Source organism: Thermodesulfovibrio sp. TK110, assembly GCF_054658355.1.
Genome location: NZ_BAAHNB010000001.1, coordinates 965,245 through 984,068 on the forward strand (window position 1 = coordinate 965,245; position 18,824 = coordinate 984,068).

Annotated in this window: 18 protein-coding genes; 9 read left to right on the plus strand and 9 right to left on the minus strand. The window is 33.7% G+C overall.

Annotated features, from left to right (window positions below):
- Positions 1-110: 110 nt before the first annotated feature.
- The 7 genes from ACYQ3X_RS05010 to ACYQ3X_RS05040 form a co-directional block, all read right to left on the minus strand.
- Entirely contained in the window at positions 111-533 is a 423-nt protein-coding gene (locus tag ACYQ3X_RS05010; RefSeq protein WP_460180724.1) for a hypothetical protein, read from the minus strand.
- Positions 534-670: 137 nt separating this feature from the next.
- Complete coding sequence (locus ACYQ3X_RS05015) at positions 671-2,098, minus strand: PAS domain-containing sensor histidine kinase (RefSeq protein WP_460180725.1); 1,428 nt, start codon at positions 2,096-2,098, stop codon at positions 671-673.
- A 272-nt stretch (positions 2,099-2,370) separates the two neighbouring features.
- Positions 2,371-3,201, minus strand: a complete 831-nt coding sequence (locus ACYQ3X_RS05020) for a universal stress protein (RefSeq protein WP_460180726.1) — start codon at positions 3,199-3,201, stop codon at positions 2,371-2,373.
- Position 3,202: 1 nt separating this feature from the next.
- Positions 3,203-3,952 carry a hypothetical protein gene (locus ACYQ3X_RS05025; protein ID WP_460180727.1) on the minus strand — a complete coding sequence of 250 codons (750 nt, stop codon included), beginning with the start codon at positions 3,950-3,952 and terminating at the stop codon, positions 3,203-3,205.
- 1 nt (position 3,953) lies between these two features.
- Positions 3,954-5,210: a sulfite exporter TauE/SafE family protein gene (locus ACYQ3X_RS05030; RefSeq protein ID WP_460180728.1), complete on the minus strand. Its 1,257-nt coding sequence runs from the start codon at positions 5,208-5,210 to the stop codon at positions 3,954-3,956.
- A 47-nt stretch (positions 5,211-5,257) separates the two neighbouring features.
- Positions 5,258-5,401, minus strand: coding sequence for a hypothetical protein (locus ACYQ3X_RS05035; protein WP_460180729.1), 144 nt, complete (start codon positions 5,399-5,401; stop codon positions 5,258-5,260).
- 168 nt (positions 5,402-5,569) lie between these two features.
- Positions 5,570-6,862, minus strand: a complete 1,293-nt coding sequence (locus tag ACYQ3X_RS05040; RefSeq protein ID WP_460180730.1) for a sigma-54 interaction domain-containing protein — start codon at positions 6,860-6,862, stop codon at positions 5,570-5,572.
- Positions 6,863-6,914: 52 nt separating this feature from the next.
- Here ACYQ3X_RS05040 and mutS point away from each other — a divergent pair, with 52 nt between their 5' ends.
- From mutS to ACYQ3X_RS05055, 3 genes are read left to right on the plus strand one after another with little or no spacing between them, the layout of a single operon-like run.
- Positions 6,915-9,506 (plus strand): DNA mismatch repair protein MutS, encoded by a 2,592-nt coding sequence (mutS, locus tag ACYQ3X_RS05045; RefSeq protein WP_460180731.1) that lies wholly within the window; start codon positions 6,915-6,917, stop codon positions 9,504-9,506.
- Entirely contained in the window at positions 9,499-10,110 is a 612-nt protein-coding gene (gene coaE, locus ACYQ3X_RS05050) for a dephospho-CoA kinase (protein ID WP_460180732.1), read from the plus strand. Before mutS ends, coaE begins: the two co-directional genes overlap by 8 nt.
- The gene (locus ACYQ3X_RS05055) at positions 10,097-11,047 is read left to right on the plus strand and encodes a bifunctional riboflavin kinase/FAD synthetase (RefSeq protein WP_460180733.1); all 951 of its coding nucleotides are present in this window, start codon (positions 10,097-10,099) and stop codon (positions 11,045-11,047) included. Before coaE ends, ACYQ3X_RS05055 begins: the two co-directional genes overlap by 14 nt.
- On the opposite strand, the gene ACYQ3X_RS05060 is transcribed toward ACYQ3X_RS05055, so the two are convergent.
- Positions 11,036-12,943: a primosomal protein N' family DNA-binding protein gene (locus tag ACYQ3X_RS05060; protein WP_460180734.1), complete on the minus strand. Its 1,908-nt coding sequence runs from the start codon at positions 12,941-12,943 to the stop codon at positions 11,036-11,038. The two genes, ACYQ3X_RS05055 and ACYQ3X_RS05060, sit on opposite strands and share 12 nt — an antisense overlap.
- Positions 12,944-12,979: 36 nt before the next feature.
- Here ACYQ3X_RS05060 and ACYQ3X_RS05065 point away from each other — a divergent pair, with 36 nt between their 5' ends.
- The 6 genes from ACYQ3X_RS05065 to recG all read left to right on the plus strand — a co-directional run bounded on the left by ACYQ3X_RS05065 (position 12,980) and on the right by recG (position 17,936).
- A complete protein-coding gene (locus ACYQ3X_RS05065) occupies positions 12,980-13,429 on the plus strand; it encodes a tetratricopeptide repeat protein (protein WP_460180735.1) in 450 nt (149 codons plus the stop codon).
- A gap of 10 nt (positions 13,430-13,439) precedes the next feature.
- A complete protein-coding gene (locus tag ACYQ3X_RS05070) occupies positions 13,440-13,811 on the plus strand; it encodes a PA2779 family protein (protein WP_460180736.1) in 372 nt (123 codons plus the stop codon).
- A gap of 112 nt (positions 13,812-13,923) precedes the next feature.
- Positions 13,924-14,184, plus strand: coding sequence for a hypothetical protein (locus ACYQ3X_RS05075; RefSeq protein ID WP_460180737.1), 261 nt, complete (start codon positions 13,924-13,926; stop codon positions 14,182-14,184).
- A 128-nt stretch (positions 14,185-14,312) separates the two neighbouring features.
- Complete coding sequence (locus ACYQ3X_RS05080) at positions 14,313-14,804, plus strand: ribosome maturation factor RimP (RefSeq protein WP_460180738.1); 492 nt, start codon at positions 14,313-14,315, stop codon at positions 14,802-14,804.
- A gap of 4 nt (positions 14,805-14,808) precedes the next feature.
- Positions 14,809-15,867, plus strand: coding sequence for a transcription termination factor NusA (gene nusA, locus ACYQ3X_RS05085; protein WP_460180739.1), 1,059 nt, complete (start codon positions 14,809-14,811; stop codon positions 15,865-15,867).
- A 5-nt stretch (positions 15,868-15,872) separates the two neighbouring features.
- Positions 15,873-17,936: an ATP-dependent DNA helicase RecG gene (recG, locus tag ACYQ3X_RS05090; protein ID WP_460180740.1), complete on the plus strand. Its 2,064-nt coding sequence runs from the start codon at positions 15,873-15,875 to the stop codon at positions 17,934-17,936.
- Here recG and ACYQ3X_RS05095 read toward each other — a convergent pair.
- Positions 17,923-18,690 (minus strand): GGDEF domain-containing protein, encoded by a 768-nt coding sequence (locus ACYQ3X_RS05095; protein WP_460180741.1) that lies wholly within the window; start codon positions 18,688-18,690, stop codon positions 17,923-17,925. The two genes, recG and ACYQ3X_RS05095, sit on opposite strands and share 14 nt — an antisense overlap.
- Between the last annotated feature and the right edge of the window lie 134 nt (positions 18,691-18,824).

Consider the following 18,824-nt stretch of genomic DNA (forward strand, 5'->3'; position numbering starts at 1 on the left):
AACATAACCTCTTCTAATCTGGTTTCATGTTCTTTAAGCTTGCTTGATATAGATGTTGTAAATCGTCAATTATAAGGGAAAAACTCATTTTAATTATCAAAAAATGAGATTTACTTAAAAAACAATGCAAGAATTGCTATAAGAGCACCTATCTGACCTGCCCAGAATATGAACATCCATCTTATAAGATCTGCTCTAACTCTTTCTATTTTTACCTCTAATTCTGAACGAAGATCAGATATCTCTTGTTTTGTTTCTGAGCGAAGTTCAGATATTTCTTGCTTCATTTCCAAACGAAGCTCGGCTATATCCTGCTTCGTTGCTAATCTACTTTGCTCTATCTTTATTTCTAAATCAGAACGAAGCTCTGATATGTCCTGCTTCGTTGCAAGAACATCTTTTTTTCTTTCAAATTCTTTTTCTACTCTTAAATCAATAAATTCAAGAAGAGTTTTTGCAGAACTCTCTCCAATTTTGTCTTTCAGTGCTTCGTAAATTTCAATCTCTGTAACTGGCATAAAAAAGTGTAACATAAAATTCTAAAAAATTTCATCAACTTTTCGCCTAAAATTACCTTTAAACTTTGAATTTTTAACATGGTTACAATTCTTAACAAAGCTGTGATTTCTTTTAAAGAATATGTAAATTATGCTTAAATTATCAAATATTTTCATTGTTTTAAAGGAATGTAAATTTCAAATCTTGTTCCCATGCCTGGCTCAGATTCAACAAAGATAAATCCATTCAGCATCTGAACAATATGATATACAGTTGTCAATCCAAGTCCTGAGCCTTTCTCTCCTTTTGTTGTGAAAAAGGGTTCAAATATTTTCTCTCTTGTCTCTTCATCCATTCCTGTTCCTTGATCTTCTACAGACAAACATATGTATTCTTTTGCAAGTTTTTTTCTGCCAATCAGGCTTATAAATTTATCCGGTATCTGTTTTAATTTAGCCTGTATCCTGATTTCACCTCCTTCAGGCATTGCATCCTGTGCATTTAAAACGAGATTTGTAATTATTTTTTCTATGTCTGTTTTGTCTGCAAATACTGTGAGAGGTCTTTCTTCAAAATCTAAAATTAAATTAATGTTTTCTCTTAATGAAGCTCTGAGAAATATAGATAGATTTTTTATCACATCTTTTAATTCTATAATCTCAGGATTTTTTCCCATTTCTCTACCAAATCCAAGTATCTCTTTTATATTCATTGAAACAGAGTCAACTATTGAAAGAAGTTTTTCTATGTATGATTTTGCCTGCTCAATGTTTTCTGTTTGTAAAGCAAGCTGGGCAAAACCTCTTACTCCTGTAAGCATATTCTTTATCTCATGAGCATAAGTTGATGTAAGCCTTCTTACAGACTCCATCTTGTGTGAAATTATAATCTGTTCTTCATATTTTCTCAGTTCTGTGATATCTGTTAGAAAAATTGCATATCCATTTTCCTCCTCAATTCTTATTCCTCTTAAGCGGAAAATTTTTCCACCAGATTTTATTTCTTTTAAATAGCTGTTATGAATCTCATAAACAGAGAGCTGTGGAAATATCTCAAAGATGTTTTTCTTTACTGCTGTTTTAAGCTGAGTATATTTCAGAAATGACTCATTACAGTAAGTGATTTCCCCTGAAAATTTAAGGACAGCAACTCCTACAGGAGAACGCTCAATGATATTAAATAGTTTTCTAAGCTCTATCTCAGCAGTTTTCCTGGCTGTGATGTCTCTTACAATCTGAACAGCTCCAATTATGTCACAGGCTTCATCCAGCAAAGGATGAGCAGACATTCTTATCCATGCACCTTTACCATCATAAAGCTTTGGAACAAATGTTTCTATCTCAACAGTTTCTTCTTTTATGATTAAGTCTTCTGGATAGCTGATTTCAGGATTTAAAACATAATCAACTGGCATTGGTCTTCTGCAACCGTAAAAGGGCAATGAATACTCAAAATTGCCCTTGCCAATTATCTCATTTTCCTTAACTCCTGTAATTTCCTCCATTACTCTGTTCCACAACAAAACCCTTCCATATAAATCAATGACAAAAACTCCATCTGGCAATAGCCTTATTACCCTTTTTAATATGCTTTCTTTCACACTTTCACTCCTTTTATAAGCTCTGTAAGCTTTTTAATTATCATTTACAATATTATCCCTCCGTTAAGATTTTAATTTTGAATTTTTCCGAAACTATTGAATTTATTTGATTTTTGATGGGGGGGGGGGGGGGGTAAATGTATAATTACTGCGCTTTTCTGAAAAAAGCTGGAAAAAATTTAATTGAATATGGTAAAAGACAAACATGGTAAGAATCCTTTTAAAGAGATTCTTCGGAATCTCAATGACTCCGAAGAATCTCTCTAACCACCTTACTTCTTTCTTACAACCATTACAGGTCTTGCTGAGGTTCCAATAACTCTTTCTGTTACGCTTCCCATGAAGAACTTTTCAATTCCTGTCCTTCCATATGTACCCATTACTATCAAGCCAACAGTATTTTTATTTGCCATATCAACAATCTGCTCAAAAGGCTCTCCCTTTGCAACCAAAGTCTGAATCTTAACTCCTTCACGCTCAGCTGCTTCTTTTACCATCTTTACAGATTCCTCTGCATATGGTATGTTATCATCCTTTTTAGCAACAGAAACAGCAATCAGCTCACTGTTAAATCTCTTTGCTATTCCTATTGCTTCTGATGCTGCAATCTGACTGTATACTGAGCCATCTGTTGCTATGAGAATCTTATCAAAGTTCAAAGTAGCACCCACTGGAACAACTAAAACCTTGCATGGAGCATTACCTATTACTTTTTTACCTACTGCACCAAGCATTACTCCTTTTTTGCCAAGTATTATCAGGTCAACGCTGTTTTTTATTGCCTCATCAATTATATATTTGTAAGGCTCTGGTCCTGTATAGGTTATTGTTTCACATTTTACACCTGCTTTGTCTGCAATTGTTTTAACTTCATCAAGTGAGGCTTTTGCCCTTTTTTCAAGGGCATCTATCAGCTGAGGCAGTGTCTCTACAAACTCTGCTGCAAATATTGGAACTTCAGCAACGCATATTGCATATACTGTGCTTCCACAGGGTTTTGCAAGTTCAACTGCTGCCTGTGCTGCAAACTTTGATGCCTCTGAGCCATCTGTTGCTATAAGTATTTTATCTACTTTTGTTAATGGACATGCACCAATTGCCATCTTAGACCTCCTTCTTAACTTTTGCTTTCTTTGCTGAAAGCCCTAAGCCTTCAAACAGATAGAGAACTCCAAAACCATACCATACAGTATACAGGACATAAAAAGCTAAGAGAGCTGTTGCTAAACCTGCTTTCTCTGAAATCTTAACAGCCTGAATTCCGTAAAAGTTATAGGCAGGCTCAATTGCTGCTGTCATAACCTTTTTAACAAAATTGGCATCCTCAGCCTTTTTCTGAAGCATAAGTCTTTTTTGTATAATACTAAAAGCATTGTGCCACTGTCTGAACATCTGTTTCATTTTTTCATCATCAGTGACTTCATATTTTTTCTTGATATAATCACCATTATTATAATACATCTGGTCTGCATCTTCAATGGCTGCAGCCATGATTGCTCCAAAATCTCCTGTTATGTGAACTTTTGAGCCCTGAATCTCTGCCTTTGCTCCATTCACTGTGAAGACTTTTGCAACTCTCTCAGCTCTCTTTTCAGCATCACCTGGTTTATCATCGGGCTTTTTTACATCAATTACCACATCCAAAGGTTTTCCTCTGTATTTTTCCACATCTTTTTTCAATTTAGGAATCTGATAGCATGAACCTTTTGCAAGCTTGTTAAAAAGGTCATCAGTGTATTCAAGTCCATTCATTCCTCCAGGATATATCGGTAAAAATATCAGTATCAGTACTCCTACAAAACTCACAAGTAAGATCAATCCCCATACTAAATGTTTCTTCTGTGCATTAGCCATATTAAACCTCCTCTCTAAAGGCTTTTAAATTCTTAAAGAAACTACCTAAAACCCATATTGCAAATGCACCAATTGCTGCCCAGAATACTATATTTCCAATGAGAATAATTATCTCACATACATCTTTAGATATTGACCAGAGCTCAAGGCTTCTCAGTTTGTCAGGAACAACACTTGCTCTGTTTGCAAATCCTGCTAAGATTGTCAATACCCAGAAACCTCTTATTACCATCCCTGGAACAACCTTTGTTGTAAGTGCTCCAATCTGAATTCCAATAAGTGAACCAAGAAGAAGTCCCATTGCAAGTGTATAGAAAACATATCCATAAATAGCATACTGAGTTATTGATGAATAACCAGCTGTGAATATTATTTGGAATATATCAGTTCCAACTGTTGTTGGAGTTGATACACCAAGAACATAAACAAAAAGAGGAAATGTTATAAAACCACCACCAACTCCCATGACTGCTGCAAGAATTCCTACAAGGAAACCACACATTGTAACAAAAAGCCATGAAATTCTTCTTCCACCAAAGTCTTCGTCAAAGAAAATCATCGGAGGAATTTTAATTTTCTGAAGATTAACTGCAAGCTGTGTTGTTGTGAGAGGTCCACCATGTGCTTCACCAGAAACTGTAACACCTTTTTTTCTTGCTTTACTGAGTTTTATGTAGTCTCTAAGTCCATAAAAACCGAGGAAACCAAGTATTATGGCATAAACAATGCTTATAAAGGCTTCACTTGCTACTGGATCCCAATTGTAAATACTTCTCTGTATATAACCACCTGTAGTAGCACCAAGAACGGAACCTATAACAAAGGCAATTGCAAGACCTACACAGACATTGCCAAGCTTTTTATGAACCACTGTTCCCATAATTGCCTTTGCAAAGATGTGAAACTGGTCTGTTCCTACTGCCAGAATTCCTTTAACACCTGCTGCCATAAGTGCCGGAGCAATGATAAATCCTCCACCAGCACCTATACATCCTGTAATTAATCCTGCTGCCATTCCAACTGCAGTTGCTGCAATGAAAACGATTGTTGTGTAATGTGATGGTGCATAGGCAGACTTACCACCAAGAAAATCTGCTGCACCAAGAAAAGATACAAGAACTATCGGAGCTATAAGAGCAATCAAAATTAACAGCCTCTTTTTGTTCTTCAGAATGTTATCAGACATCTGCTTTTCCCACCGGGCTTGATATATTGCCCCGGCCATCATTAATTCATAAACTTTCCTTAACTTACTCATTCCACAGCCTCCTCCTTTTTAATTTTTTTGGTTTTTAAAATCATTTCCTACACAAGACATTTTAGAGTTTTTCTTTTTTCACCTCCCTTCTTTTTTTGTTTTTCTTTTTCACAAAGCCTGTCAAACTCTTTTGGCTTTGAAAAAGTTATTGATACAAGCAAATCCTTTACCTTTTTCCAGACCTTTTTCATTAATAGTTATTAATACAATAAATATGCCAGATAGAAAATAAAGAATAGCAACACTTTCAAATGGATAAAAAAATCATATTGCAACATATTGTTGCATTCTCTTATCTTTTGAAAATTTTTTAATTTAAGATTAAGATGTCTATTGCAACAAAATATTGCAGTGAAAAATTATGTAGCAATTTTAAATTGTTTCAACTTTCTCTGAAGCTGTTGACGGTGGATTCCAAGAAGTTCTGCTGCCTTTGAAATATTGCCTCTGCTTTTCTGTAAAGCAGACCATATGAGCTCCTTTTCAAAGTTATCAACAGCTTCTCTCAAGCTTCCAGGGGAGATTTTCTTAGAGTGGGAAGGTTTCATTAAGTAGGAAGGCAGATCCTTAACTGTTATTTCAGGTGAGTTTGTAAAAGCAATTGCTCTTTCTATAATATTTTCAAGTTCTCGGACATTTCCGGGAAAAGAATAATTTATTAATATATCAAGAGCTTCCTCTGTAATTCCTTTAATATAAATATCCTTTCTCTTTGAAGCATGTTTTTTAATTAAAAACTCTACCAGAGATGGTATATCCTCTTTTCTGCTTCTTAATGGAGGAAGTTCTATGTGAATTACATTCAGTCTGTAAAAAAGGTCTTCTCTGAAAGAGCCTTCTTTACATGCTTTTTTTAAGTCTTTGTTGGTAGCTGCAATGAATCTTACATCAACTTTTATTGGATGAGTTCCACCAATTTTTATAAATTCTCCTTCCTGAATAACCCTTAATATTTTCGTCTGAAAAAGAGGAGAAACATCACCAATTTCATCAAAAAACAATGTGCCTTCATGAGCCCATTCAATAAGTCCCTTTTTTGTATAGTTTGCTCCTGTAAAAGCACCTTTTTCAAAGCCAAAAAGTTCAGACTCAAGCAGTGTATCAGGAATTGCTGAACAGTTTATCACAATAAATGGATTGTATTTTCTTTCGCTGAGATTGTGAATTGCTCGTGCTACAAGCTCTTTACCTGTGCCAGACTCCCCAGTAATAAGGACATTGCTATCTGTAAAGGCTGCCCTTCTAATACCACAATAAATTTCTTCCATTTTTCTGCTTATTCCAATTAATCCTGGTATTTCAACCTGAGGTTTATCTTTAAATTTCTGAAATACTTCAAAAACTTCTTCATTTTTCAGAGGCTTCTGTAAAAAATCAATTGCTCCAAGCTTCATTGCTTCAACAGCTCTTTTAATATCTGGTTTACCAAAGGCAATTACAGGCATGTATTGTTTAAGTTCAATCATTCTTTTTTGCCATCCCTCTGAATCAATGTCAAGGAAGGCAATGTCATAAACGGAAAAATTGGTTGATGTAGAAGTTTTTGTTTTAATGGATTTTCTTAATGTGATCCCTATTGAATCAAAAATCCTGTAAAGTTTTTCTGCTTCTTCAGAAATAACAAGAATACTGAAGGACCTTAAAAAAACCATGAACTAAAATAGAATATTTAATGCAGGGTTGTCAATACTGTATAATAATTAAATGAACTCCTTGGAAATCTTACAGGAACATTTCACTCCTCTTATGAAACAATACTTCAGAATAAAACAGCAGTATAAAGATGCTATAGTTTTTTTCAGGCTTGGGGATTTTTATGAAATGTTTGGAGAAGATGCCAAAATTGCATCAAATATATTAGGATTAACACTTACATCAAGAGATAAATCAAAAGAAAATTCTATTCCAATGTGTGGAATTCCTTATTTTGCCGCTGATTCATACATTGAAAAACTAATTCGTGAGGGATATAAAGTAGCTATTTGCGAACAAATTGGAGATCCAAAAACAACAAAAGGCATAGTGGAAAGAGAAGTTGTAAAAGTTCTAACTCCTGGAACATATCTTCCAGAAGGAACTAAGGAGAATGTTTACATAATGGCAGTATATCCTAAAAAAATAACATTGGAAAAGAAAAAAACAGGAATTGCTGTGGCAGATACTACCACAGCTGAATTCATTGTCTATGAAACTGAAAAAAATCTTTTTGATGAAATTGAAAGATTTGAACCAAAGGAAATAATAGTTCCAAAGTCTCTTGAAGATCTTTTTAAATTTGAAAACTTAATCAATCAAAAAATGTTTACTTTTATAGAAGACTGGAAATTTGACTACATGCTCGCTTATAAAAGCCTCGTTGAACACTTCAGAATAGCCTCTCTAAAGAGTTTTGGAATAGAGGATTTTCAACCTTCAGTGCAGGCAGCAGGAGCACTTCTGAAATATCTTGAGGAAAATAAACAGCAGGTGCAGTTTAAGCAATTAAAGGTTTTGAATCTTTCAGAGTTTATGCTTCTTGATTGTTCAACTAAAAAAAATCTTGAGATTTTATCATCTCTTGATGGAAATAAAGAAGGCTCACTTTTATGGATTTTAGATGAAACAAATACTCCAATGGGAACCCGTCTATTAAGAAATGCTCTGTCCTGTCCGCTTTTAAACAAAGCCGAAATAGAAAAGAGACTTGATGGAGTAGAAATATTTTTTAAAGATTACGCTTTAAGAGAAAACATTGACAGAATCTTAAAAGAGTTTCCAGACATTGAAAGAATTGGGTTGAAGATTAAAAAGCAAAACATAAATCCAAGAGAACTTAAAGCATTGAAAGAAGCATTGCAGAGGATTCCAGAGCTTAAAAAAATACTTCAGAGAAATGATTCACCAATTATTCAGGATTTATTAAACAGTCTTTACGAACTCAGGGAGATCGCCTCATTGATAGAGAATGCTCTTGTTGATAATCCTCCAAATACAGTAAATGAAGGAGGAATTTTCAAAGATGGCTATAACTCAGTTATAGATGAGCTGAGAGCCTTAAAAAATCAAAGTAAAAACTATATTTTAAATATGGAAGCTAATGAAAGAATGAAAACTGGAATCAATTCTCTTAAAATTGGCTACAACAGAGTTTTTGGTTATTATATTGAGGTAACAAAACCGAATTTAAAGCTCGTTCCTTCACACTATATCAGAAAACAAACTCTTGCAAATGCTGAAAGATTTGAAACAAGAGAGCTTAAGGAACTTGAAGAAAAAATGCTTAGTGCAGAGGAAAGACTTAAAACTCTTGAAGAAGAATTATTTAGAGAGTTAGTTAAAAAAGTTTCTTCTTATACAGAGCAGATATTTAAAAATGCTGAAGTCATCGGATATATTGATTTTCTTTGCTGTCTGGCAAAAATTGCATCAAAATACAGATACACAAGACCTGAAATAACAGAAGAAGAAATAATAGAAATTGTTGAAGGTAGACATCCTGTAATTGAAAGGCTCATTCAGCTCGGTAAATTATCGGAGCAGAGATTTATTCCGAATGACTTATCCATTGGATCAGAAGACCAGAGAATTATCATTCTTACAGGACCAAATATGGCTGGAAAATCAACATACATGAGGCAGAATGCTTTGATTGTTCTTATGGCGCAGATTGGCTCTTTTGTTCCTGCAAAACAGGCAAAAATCGGAATTGTTGACAGAATTTTTACCCGCATAGGTGCTTCTGACTATCTTGGAAAAGGGCAAAGCACATTCATGGTTGAAATGATAGAGGTAGCTAATATTCTTAATAATGCCACAGAAAAAAGTTTTATTATACTTGATGAGGTTGGAAGAGGAACAAGCACTTTTGATGGAATAAGCATTGCCTGGGCAGTTGTTGAGTATATTGCAGAGAAAATCAAGGCAAGAACTCTTTTTGCAACTCATTATCATGAGCTAACAGACCTTGCCTTTAGCTTTGATTGCATAAAAAATTATACAGTAGTGGTTAAGGAGTGGGGTGATGAAATAATATTTTTGAGAAAAATACAGAAAGGTGGCGCTGACAAAAGCTATGGAATTCAGGTTGCCCGTCTTGCAGGACTTCCAGAGGAGATTCTGTTGAGAGCAAAGGATATATTAAAAAAACTTGAGAAAAAAGAATTCCAGACCTTTCAATCAAAGGCAAAGCAACTTGACTTATTCTTTCAGGGAGATCCTATTGTAGCAGAGATTGCAAAAATTGATATAGAAAATATCACACCGCAGAAAGCATTAAAAAAACTTAAAGAACTCAAGGAGATGCTGAAAAATGATTAAAGTAGGACTTACAGGAAACTTTGGAATGGGTAAAAGCACAGTGGCTGAAATCTTTCGTAGTCTTGGTGCTTATGTAATAAATACTGATAAAATCGTTGAGGAGCTTTTAAACGAAACTTCAGTAATAAACGAAATTAAGAGGCTTTTTGGACAAGAAATTGTTTCAGAAGGCAAACTTAACAAAAAATACATAGCTCAGATAGTTTTTGACAATCCACTTATGAGGATATATCTTGAAAATATTCTTCATCCAAAAGTATTTGAAAAGATTGATGAAATAATAAAAAACATTCCTGAAAAAGGAGAGCCAAAAATTGTAGTCATTGAAGCACCTGTTATTTTTGAAAGGGGTTATCAGAACAGATTTGATATAATTATTACTGTTTATACTCCTGAGGAAATAGCAATAAAGCGGCTTCAGAAAAAAGGAATTTTAAAAGATGAAGCAATTAAAAGACTCAGGGCACAGTTTCCCATTGAGATGAAAAAATCAAAGGCAGATTATATAATAGATAATTCAGGGAGTTTGGAAAAAACAAAGGCACAGGTGGAAGAAATATTTCAGAAATTAACAGCACTGGAGCACAGATATGCAGGTAATTAGAAACATTGAAAAAATTGATTATCCAAATCCTGTTATAACAATAGGAAATTTTGATGGAGTTCATATTGGGCATCAGAAAATTTTTGATTTTGTAAAAAGAAAGGCAACTGAGATTAAAGGCACCTCAGTGGTCATAACTTTTAGTCCCCATCCAATTAAACTGCTTTATAAAGAGCATCCTCTTAAACTGATTACAACCAATGAAGACAAAATAAAACTGATTGAAAAATGCGGAATAGATTTAACAATTTCTATACCTTTTACTCATGAGTTTGCTCAGACAGAGGCAGAAGATTTTGTAAAAGATATTCTTGTTGAAAAATTCAATGCAAAATGGATTGTTGTCGGATATGATTACAGATTTGGTAGAGGAAGAAAAGGAGATAAAGAACTTTTGAAAAAACTTGGGAAAATTTATGGATTTAAGGTTACTGTGCTTAAAGCCTATAAAAAAGGTGGGAAAATATTAAGCAGCACAGCTGTGAGAAATGCTCTTTTTGAAGGCAACATCAAAGAAGCAAATCATTTTCTTGGAAGAGCCTATCATGTAGATGGTGAAGTAATAAAAGGTATGGCAAGAGGCTCATCAATCCTTGGATATCCTACTGCAAACTTTGTTCCCAAGCAAGAGATTATTCCAAAACAGGGAGTATATGCAGTTAAGGTTACAATACCTAATTTAAACACCTATAATGGAGTGGCAAACATTGGTAAAAATCCAACTTTTGGTAATATAAATATGAGTTACGAGGTTCACATTCTTGATTTTAAAGAAAATCTGCTTGGTAAAACCATAAGAGTTCACTTTATTGAAAGAATTCGGGATGAAAAGAAATTTAATTCACCTGAAGAACTCAGGGAAAATATTGCCCAGGATATTGAAAAAGCAAAAAATATCTTCAAAAGAGACAGAACCATGTTATTTTTAGATTTTTAAATTCATAGGGTCAACTTCAACTTTAAAAGAAATGCCTTTAAAAGATTTTAATTTTTGGACAGCATTATTGAAGTCATCAATAAGCCTTTTTTTATCTTTTCCTCTCAGAATAAAAACAAATTCATTATTTTCATTTTTTAGAGGTCCTATAACTTCTCCAGTTACATGAATTTTTAGAAAATCCTTAAGGGTTCCCAAAAACTCAGTAGAGTTTTTGGAGTGCCCCTTAATTTCATCCAATACAGATTCGGAAGCTGTTTTTTTTATTTTTATAATCAACTTAATAAGCCTTGAAAATGGAGGAAAACCAGTTTCCTGCCTGTGTTTTAGCTCATAAAGATAAAAATCTTTAAAATTGTATGAGCGAATAAATTTAAAAAATTCATGTGAAGGGTTTCGTGTCTGAATGAATAAGTCTCCATCTTCTTTAACCAGCTGGCTTAAAGATAAAACTCTTGCAAAAGCTCTTTCAAGAGTTCTGTAATCAGGAATAAAAAGAAAAAAATCAAAATCCAAAACAATAACTCCCTTAAAAACAGGAAGATGTCCTTTTTTAACTTTTCCTGTTTTAGCTACCCAGATTCCATGAGATTCTTCAGCCTCAAGTTCTATTTCTTTAATCTCAATCTGTTTTTCTGAAAAAATATTTTTAAGCTCCTCTTTAATTCTTTCAATGCCAAATCCCACTGAATGTATATCAACTCCTGAACAATAAGGACATTGTTCAGCAGCTTTCATAACAATCCCACATCTAAAACATTCAACTGTTTTGGAGGATTTATGAAAAATCATGCTGAGCCCGCATTTTTCACATTTAATAACTTCTCCACATTCTGAACAACGAAGAAGACTGTAGCCACTTCTTGGAGAGCTGACAAGAATTCCTTCTTTATAATTAAGTTTCATATAAAGCATTGTTTCAGGATGAAAAATGCTTTGATATGGCTGCCTTAAAACTTTTATATCAGGATGTTTCAATCTATTGAAATCATCTATAAATTCATATTTACCTCTAAGTGCATTGTAATAAGAAGTTGTGGATGGCATAAAATCCGTAAGCACAACAGGACATCCTTCAATAAAACCTCTCATCACTGCGCAGTCTCTTGCATGATACCTTGGCGATTGTTCTTCTTTGTAAAGCCAGTGAGATTCCTGCGATACCATTATCAATGATAGTTTTCTTACAGGTGCAAATACAGCAAATCTTGTTCCAACAATAATTTTTGCTTTGTTTTCAATAATTTCTTTTATTGAAATTAAAATTTTTGTGCGAGGCATTTCACTGTGAAGAAGCACAACTCTGGAATCCAGTTCCTTTAAACTACTGTAAAGTCTCTGCGCATCTTTTTTTTCAGGTAGTATTAAAAGAATCGCTCCATCTATGTATAAAAGCTTCTTAACAGTCTCAATCATTAATTTCATCTCATAGAAAAAATCTGGGCAGTGAACAAGAAATGTTTTATAATTCCCCATATTGGTGCTATCAATGATTTTTGAAAGAGTTTCATCATTTAAAAAATAATGCTCTAAATGAAAAGGAGTTAAATCAATATTGTGCCTTGATACTCTCTTATTTTTTATTCCTTTAATCAATTTCATTATCTCTTCAAAAAAAGTAGCCCTTAAAACCGAGCCTATCTCAGAAACATAATAGGAACTCATCCACTGAAGAAAATCTATGAATTTTTCTTCATAAGCTCTGCCAATAATCTCTTGAATTTTCTTTATTTGCACTATTTCTTCAGGTTTATCAGTTCGTTTTATAACAATGCCTTCAACAGACCTATTTTTAAGAGGAACTTTAACAGCAAATCCTTTTAAATCTACATCTTCATCATATTGATAGGTAAGGGTTTTGAGTTTAAAGGGGATTGATACATCAAAATAAGGCATGAACTAATTATAACCCTTTTATGGTATAATTACACAATGCTGTTAAGATTGTTAATAGCAATCTGTCTGTTAATCGCAGGATGTAGTATCCCCCAAATTGCTGTTTTACATGATCCTTTAACTCCAGAGGAACATCTTCAACTAGGGCTTAGCTATGAAAAAAAGGGGGTTATTGATGAAGCAATAAAGCATTATCAAGATGCCTCAAAATCCGATGCAAGAGGTTTTTTATTTCTCGGAAATTTATACTTAAATCAGGGAAAATATGATGAAGCTGAAGAATACTATAAAAAAGCAATTAAAAAAGATGGCAAACTTGCTGATGCCTATAATAATCTGGCTTGGCTTTATTTTATAAAAGGCGAAAGACTTGACGAGGCTCAGGAATTAGTTAAAAAAGCTATAGAAATTGAAAAGCACAATTCTGATAAAGTTAAAATTTATCTTGATACACTTGAAAAAATTAATAATCAAAAAACAAAATAGGAGGTGCTTTATGTTTAAGAAGTTTCTTTCCATCTATCTCATTGTAGCAATACTCATTATTGGAACAGTTCAGTCATTGAGTGCTGGAGTTATTCCTTCGGAGATGACTCTTAACACAAAGAGTCAGGATATGGAAAAACTTCAGAAATTTCTTGAAATGAAAATAGTTTCACAGAGACTTAAAGATTTTGGTTATTCTGAGAAGGAAATCATTGATAAACTCTCAAACCTTGATGAACATACATTACACAAGCTTGCTTTAAAAATTGATGAAATAAAAATCGCTGGAGATGCAGGAGCTGCTCTTATTTTAGCTCTTGTAATCATTGCCTTAGTAGTGTTGATTATTAACCTTACAGGACACAGGGTGATGGTGAAATAATAAATTTTATAAAGGGGTTGACAAAAAGATTTAACCAATGGTAAAAAAATAAAGTCAAAGGGATTTCAGTTTTTAGCTCAAAATCCTATGTGAAAGGAGGTGACTGAAGAAGATGAAGAAAATATTGGCATTAGTAATTTCATTAATTCTCATGGTATCCTTTAGCTTTGCATTAGGATGCAAAAAGGCTGAAGAGCCTAAAAAACCTGAGGCTCCAGCACCTGCACCAGCTCCAGCACCTGCACCAGCTCCTGAAAAAGCTCCTGAAGCACCAAAAGCTCCTGAGGCTCCAAAGGCTCCTGAAGCTCCAAAGGCTCCTGAAGCTCCAAAGGCTCCTGAAAAAGCTCCTGGAAAGCCTGCTGAGAAAAAATAATCTTGCAGGATACAAAAAAGCAACACCGGGATTGTTTCCTGGTGTTGCTTGAAATTCTTGAAAAATGTTAAACTTTTTGAAAGAGTGGGTTTACCCACTCTTTTATTTTGATAGATTTGAGGAAGCTAATGAATATTAAAGAATTAAAAGAAAAAATAACAGAATATGCAAAAGAAGTTAGTGAACAGGAAGGAGTTGAAATTCTCAATGTAGAGATACATCCCGGAGGGAAAGGATTAATTTTAAGAATTTTTATTGACAAAGAAGAAGGAGTAACTATTAAAGATTGTGAACATTTTTCAAGAGCTATAGAGGCAATCCTTGATGTTGAAGATCCTATAAAAACTTCATACACTCTTGAAGTTTCTTCTCCTGGTATTGACAGACCGCTTAAAGACAAAAGGGATTTCTTAAGAAATATTGGAAGAAATGTAAAAATCACCACAAAAGAAAAAATAGCTGATCGCACCTTTTTTATAGGAAAAGTTATTGATGCTGGAGATGATTGGGTGAGAATAGAAATTAGGGAAACAAAAAGAAAAGGAACAAAAAAATCAGAATCAGAGCTTCTATTTATACCTTTTAATAAAATCTTAAAAGCGCAGATTTATATAGGATAGGGCTATGGGAAAAGAGTTAAAATTTTTGGTAGAACAGATAATGAGAGAAAAAGGGATTACCAAAGACGCTGTGATAGAGCTTCTTGAAGCAGCTCTTATTTCAGCTATAAGGAAAAAATATGGCAATAAATCTTCAATCAAAATAAAAATTGACCCTCAGACTTTTGATATTAATATCTTTGAAATTAAAAAAGTGGTAGAAGAAGTAAAAGATCCTGCAGGTGAAATCTCTATCCAGGAGGTAAAGCAAAAATATGTTGATAAAGGAATTGGAGATACAGTGGAAGTTCCACTCCCAATTCAGGATTTTGGAAGGATTGCTGTTCAAACTGCAAAGCATGTGCTTTTTCAAAAAATAAGAGAGATTGAAAGATCGCAGATTTTTGAAGAATTTAAAGACAAAGTTGGTAACATAGTGAGCGGCACTGTGTTAAGAAAAGAAAAGGGGAATTTCTATCTTCTCGTAGGAAAAGCAGAAGCTATTCTACCAGAAAGAGAACTGCTACCACAGGACAATCTAAAAAGAGGAGATATTGTAAAAGCATATATATTTGAAGTGAAACAAACATCAAAAGAGCCTGTAATAAAGCTTTCAAGAACTCATCCAAATTTTGTAGTTGGACTATTTACTCTTGAAGTGCCAGAAATTCAGGATGGAATAGTTCAGATAAAAAGTATTGCAAGAGACCCTGGAGAAAGAACAAAAATAGCTGTTGCATCCAAAGACCCTTCAGTAGATCCTGTTGGAGCCTGTGTGGGCATGAAAGGAACTAGAGTTCAGGCTGTTGTAAGGGAGTTAAAGGGTGAAAGAATTGATATAATTTCTTACAGTGATGACATGAGCTTTTTTATTGCAAAAGCTCTCACTCCAGCAACTGTGCTCAAGGTAGGTATAAATGAAAAGGAAAAAACAGCAGTTGTGGTTGTTGAAAATGATCAACTTTCTCTGGCAATTGGCAAAAAAGGACAGAATGTAAGACTTGCTTCAAGACTTACAGGCTGGAGCATTGATGTATTGAGTGAGTCAGAATATGCTCAGATGAAACTTAAAGAAAATGTTTAAAATAAATGAATGGATTAAACCTTCCCATTCAGTATCTAAAGGGTGTAGGTCCTAAAAAAGCCAGTCTTCTTAAGAAATTGGGCATACAAACAGTTAAGGATGCCTTATACTACCTTCCTTTTCAGTATGAAGACAGAAGAAACAAAAAAAGCATTTTTGATATAAAACCAGGAGAAATTGTTACTGTAGAGGGACATATAGTTCAGATTAATGAAATAAAAACAAAAACAAATCTATCAATAGTTGAGGCAATTATTTCTGATGCAACAGGCTATCTTAAAGCAAAATGGTTCAATCAGCTTTATTTAAAAAAAATCTTAAAGGAAAAACAAAAAATAAAAATTTTTGGCAAAGCTCAGATTGATTGGACAGGCTCATACATAGAGATTGTCAATCCAGAATATGAAATCGGAGAAAACTTAAACTCTCAAGATCAAGAAGTTCTTCCTGTATACAGACTCACTGAAGGTATATCTCAGAGACAAATGCAATCAATAATGCAGTCTGCAGTAGAATTTTCCATTCCTTTTATACAAGAGCATTTACCTGAAAAAATATTAAAAAAATTGAACTTACCCTATCTAAGCAAAGCCATAAAATATGTGCATTTTCCACCAAAAGATTCTGATTTAAAAAGTTTAAACGAAAAAAGTTCTCCGTTTCATAAAAGAATTATCTTTGATGAATTATTTTTACTTCAACTTGGAGTTCTTATGATGAAACAGAACAGACTCACTGAAAAGGGTATATCTTTCAAGCCTGAAGGAAAACTTTTAAGAAATTTTCTTGAAAATCTTCCTTTCCAGCTTACCACTGCTCAGCAAAAAGTTATAAAAGAGATTTTGCAGGATATGGAAAAACCAGTTCCAATGAACAGGCTTCTTCAGGGAGATGTAGGTTCAGGTAAAACAGTTGTTGCTGTAGCAGCAATGCTTGCTGCCATTGAGTGCGGATATCAGGCAGCTTTGATGGCACCAACAGAGATACTTGCAGAGCAACATTATATAAATATTTATTCTATGCTAAAAGGATTACCTGTTAATCTCTTAATTTTCACATCCACTTATAACAAACATGCAAATCTGATTGCTTCAGGAGATGCGAACCTTATTATTGGCACTCATGCTTTAATTCAAGAAGATATTCACTTTAAAAATCTTGGATTTGTCGTCATAGATGAGCAACATAGATTTGGAGTAATTCAGAGAGCAATGCTTAAAAAGAAAGGAATTAATCCAGATACTCTTGTAATGACAGCAACTCCTATTCCAAGAACAATGGCACTTACTGTTTATGGAGATCTTGACTACTCTGTGCTTGATGAACTTCCTAAGGGAAGAAAACCTGTTTTAACAAAGGTTATTGAACCACAGAATAAAAAGGTAGTTTATAAAATGATTGAAGAAGAGCTTAAATCTGGTGGACAGGTTTATGTTGTTTATCCTTTAATAGAAGAGTCTGAGGCAATGGATTTGAAATCAGCAACTCAGGGATATGAAGGTTTACAAAAGCTTTTTCCTCAATACAGAGTGGGACTTATTCATGGAAAAATGCCATCAAAACAGAGAGAAGAAATAATGAAAGAATTTCGGGCTGAAAGGATTCATATTCTGGTTGCTACAACAGTTATTGAAGTGGGCGTTGATGTTCCAAATGCTACTTTAATGATAATAACACATGCAGAAAGATTTGGGCTTGCTCAATTACATCAACTAAGAGGAAGAGTTGGAAGAGGAATGAGACCTTCAAAATGTATACTTCTACCTTACAGATTAACAGAAGAGGCAAAATTAAGGCTAAAAGCAATTGTAAACTACTCTGATGGATTTAAAATAGCGGAAGAGGATATGAAAATAAGAGGACCAGGAGAACTCTTTGGAGTTAAACAGTCAGGAATGCCTGATTTAAAAGTTGCTGACCTATTACGAGACCAAAGTCTCCTTGAGATAGCAAGAAAAGAAGCAGAGATAATCTTAAAGGAAGATAGGACTCTAAATTCATATCCAGAAATAAGAGTCCTGCTGGAAGAATTCTGGAGAAACAAAGTTGAGATATTTATGACAGCTTAAATCCTTCATTTACATAGTTTGAAGCCAGTTCAACTCTGTTTTTGCCTGTTCTTTTTGCCTGAAGAAGTGCCATATCAGCTCTGTGTATTGCTTCCATTAAAGTATCATTTGTTTCAATTTCTCCTATACCAATACTTACAGTTATGAAAATTTTTTCATTCCCGATTTTAACTGCTTTTTTAGCTATGTTTTCTCTTACCCTTTCCAGTGCCATAAATGCTTTTATCTCATCAGTTTCCGGCAGTATGATTAAGAACTCCTCACCTCCATATCTTGAAACAACATCAGATGTTCTTAAAAAACTTTTAATCTGCATGGCAATGTGATTTAAAACTTTATCTCCTGCAAGATGTCCATAAGTATCATTTATGGATTTAAAGTTATCTATGTCAAGCATTGCTATGGATAGATGCTGTGACTGCCTTTTTGCCCTTGCCATTTCCTCCATCAGTCTATTCATACCTGCTGTTCTATTATAAACTGAGGTTAATTCATCAAAATAAAGCTGATTTTCAAATTTTTCAAAAGAAGTATGTATTATTTTTTCCATTTTTCTTCTTACAATTTTAGCAACTAATAAATTTACTGCTAATGATGTTATTCCTGCTAAAGAAGTCAGCAATATAAACTCTTTTTTGTCATATGTTCCAAAGATAAAAATAAGAGATAAAATTATCATAAAAGCAGCAATGTTTAAACCAAGAAATTTATTTATGTCCTTTGTTATGCTCATTACCAGTACTTTTGGATTCATTCAATCCCTCCTTAATTTTTTATAAAAAAATAAAAAACAAAATCCATGCCAGCGTAAATTTTATTTTAAAAGCACAATTTAAAATAACACTACCTGTCAAAAAATAGGCATTTTTTACCCACAGTGGTCAAAAT

Bases quoted from the DNA above. Each gene is read 5' to 3' on its own strand.
- ACYQ3X_RS05025 (WP_460180727.1), bottom strand. From the start codon at position 3,952: ATGGCTAATGCACAGAAGAAACATTTAGTATGGGGATTGATCTTACTT.
- ACYQ3X_RS05080 (WP_460180738.1), top strand. From the start codon at position 14,313: ATGAATATTAAAGAATTAAAAGAAAAAATAACAGAATATGCAAAAGAA.
- ACYQ3X_RS05075 (WP_460180737.1), top strand. From the start codon at position 13,924: ATGAAGAAAATATTGGCATTAGTAATTTCATTAATTCTCATGGTATCC.
- ACYQ3X_RS05040 (WP_460180730.1), bottom strand. From the start codon at position 6,862: ATGGTTTTTTTAAGGTCCTTCAGTATTCTTGTTATTTCTGAAGAAGCA.
- ACYQ3X_RS05055 (WP_460180733.1), top strand. From the start codon at position 10,097: ATGCAGGTAATTAGAAACATTGAAAAAATTGATTATCCAAATCCTGTT.
- ACYQ3X_RS05020 (WP_460180726.1), bottom strand. From the start codon at position 3,201: ATGGCAATTGGTGCATGTCCATTAACAAAAGTAGATAAAATACTTATA.
- ACYQ3X_RS05060 (WP_460180734.1), bottom strand. From the start codon at position 12,943: ATGCCTTATTTTGATGTATCAATCCCCTTTAAACTCAAAACCCTTACC.
- ACYQ3X_RS05065 (WP_460180735.1), top strand. From the start codon at position 12,980: ATGCTGTTAAGATTGTTAATAGCAATCTGTCTGTTAATCGCAGGATGT.
- ACYQ3X_RS05070 (WP_460180736.1), top strand. From the start codon at position 13,440: ATGTTTAAGAAGTTTCTTTCCATCTATCTCATTGTAGCAATACTCATT.
- ACYQ3X_RS05095 (WP_460180741.1), bottom strand. From the start codon at position 18,690: ATGAATCCAAAAGTACTGGTAATGAGCATAACAAAGGACATAAATAAA.
- ACYQ3X_RS05035 (WP_460180729.1), bottom strand. From the start codon at position 5,401: ATGAAAAAGGTCTGGAAAAAGGTAAAGGATTTGCTTGTATCAATAACT.
- mutS (WP_460180731.1), top strand. From the start codon at position 6,915: ATGAACTCCTTGGAAATCTTACAGGAACATTTCACTCCTCTTATGAAA.
- ACYQ3X_RS05030 (WP_460180728.1), bottom strand. From the start codon at position 5,210: ATGAGTAAGTTAAGGAAAGTTTATGAATTAATGATGGCCGGGGCAATA.
- recG (WP_460180740.1), top strand. From the start codon at position 15,873: ATGAATGGATTAAACCTTCCCATTCAGTATCTAAAGGGTGTAGGTCCT.
- ACYQ3X_RS05010 (WP_460180724.1), bottom strand. From the start codon at position 533: ATGTTACACTTTTTTATGCCAGTTACAGAGATTGAAATTTACGAAGCA.
- coaE (WP_460180732.1), top strand. From the start codon at position 9,499: ATGATTAAAGTAGGACTTACAGGAAACTTTGGAATGGGTAAAAGCACA.
- nusA (WP_460180739.1), top strand. From the start codon at position 14,809: ATGGGAAAAGAGTTAAAATTTTTGGTAGAACAGATAATGAGAGAAAAA.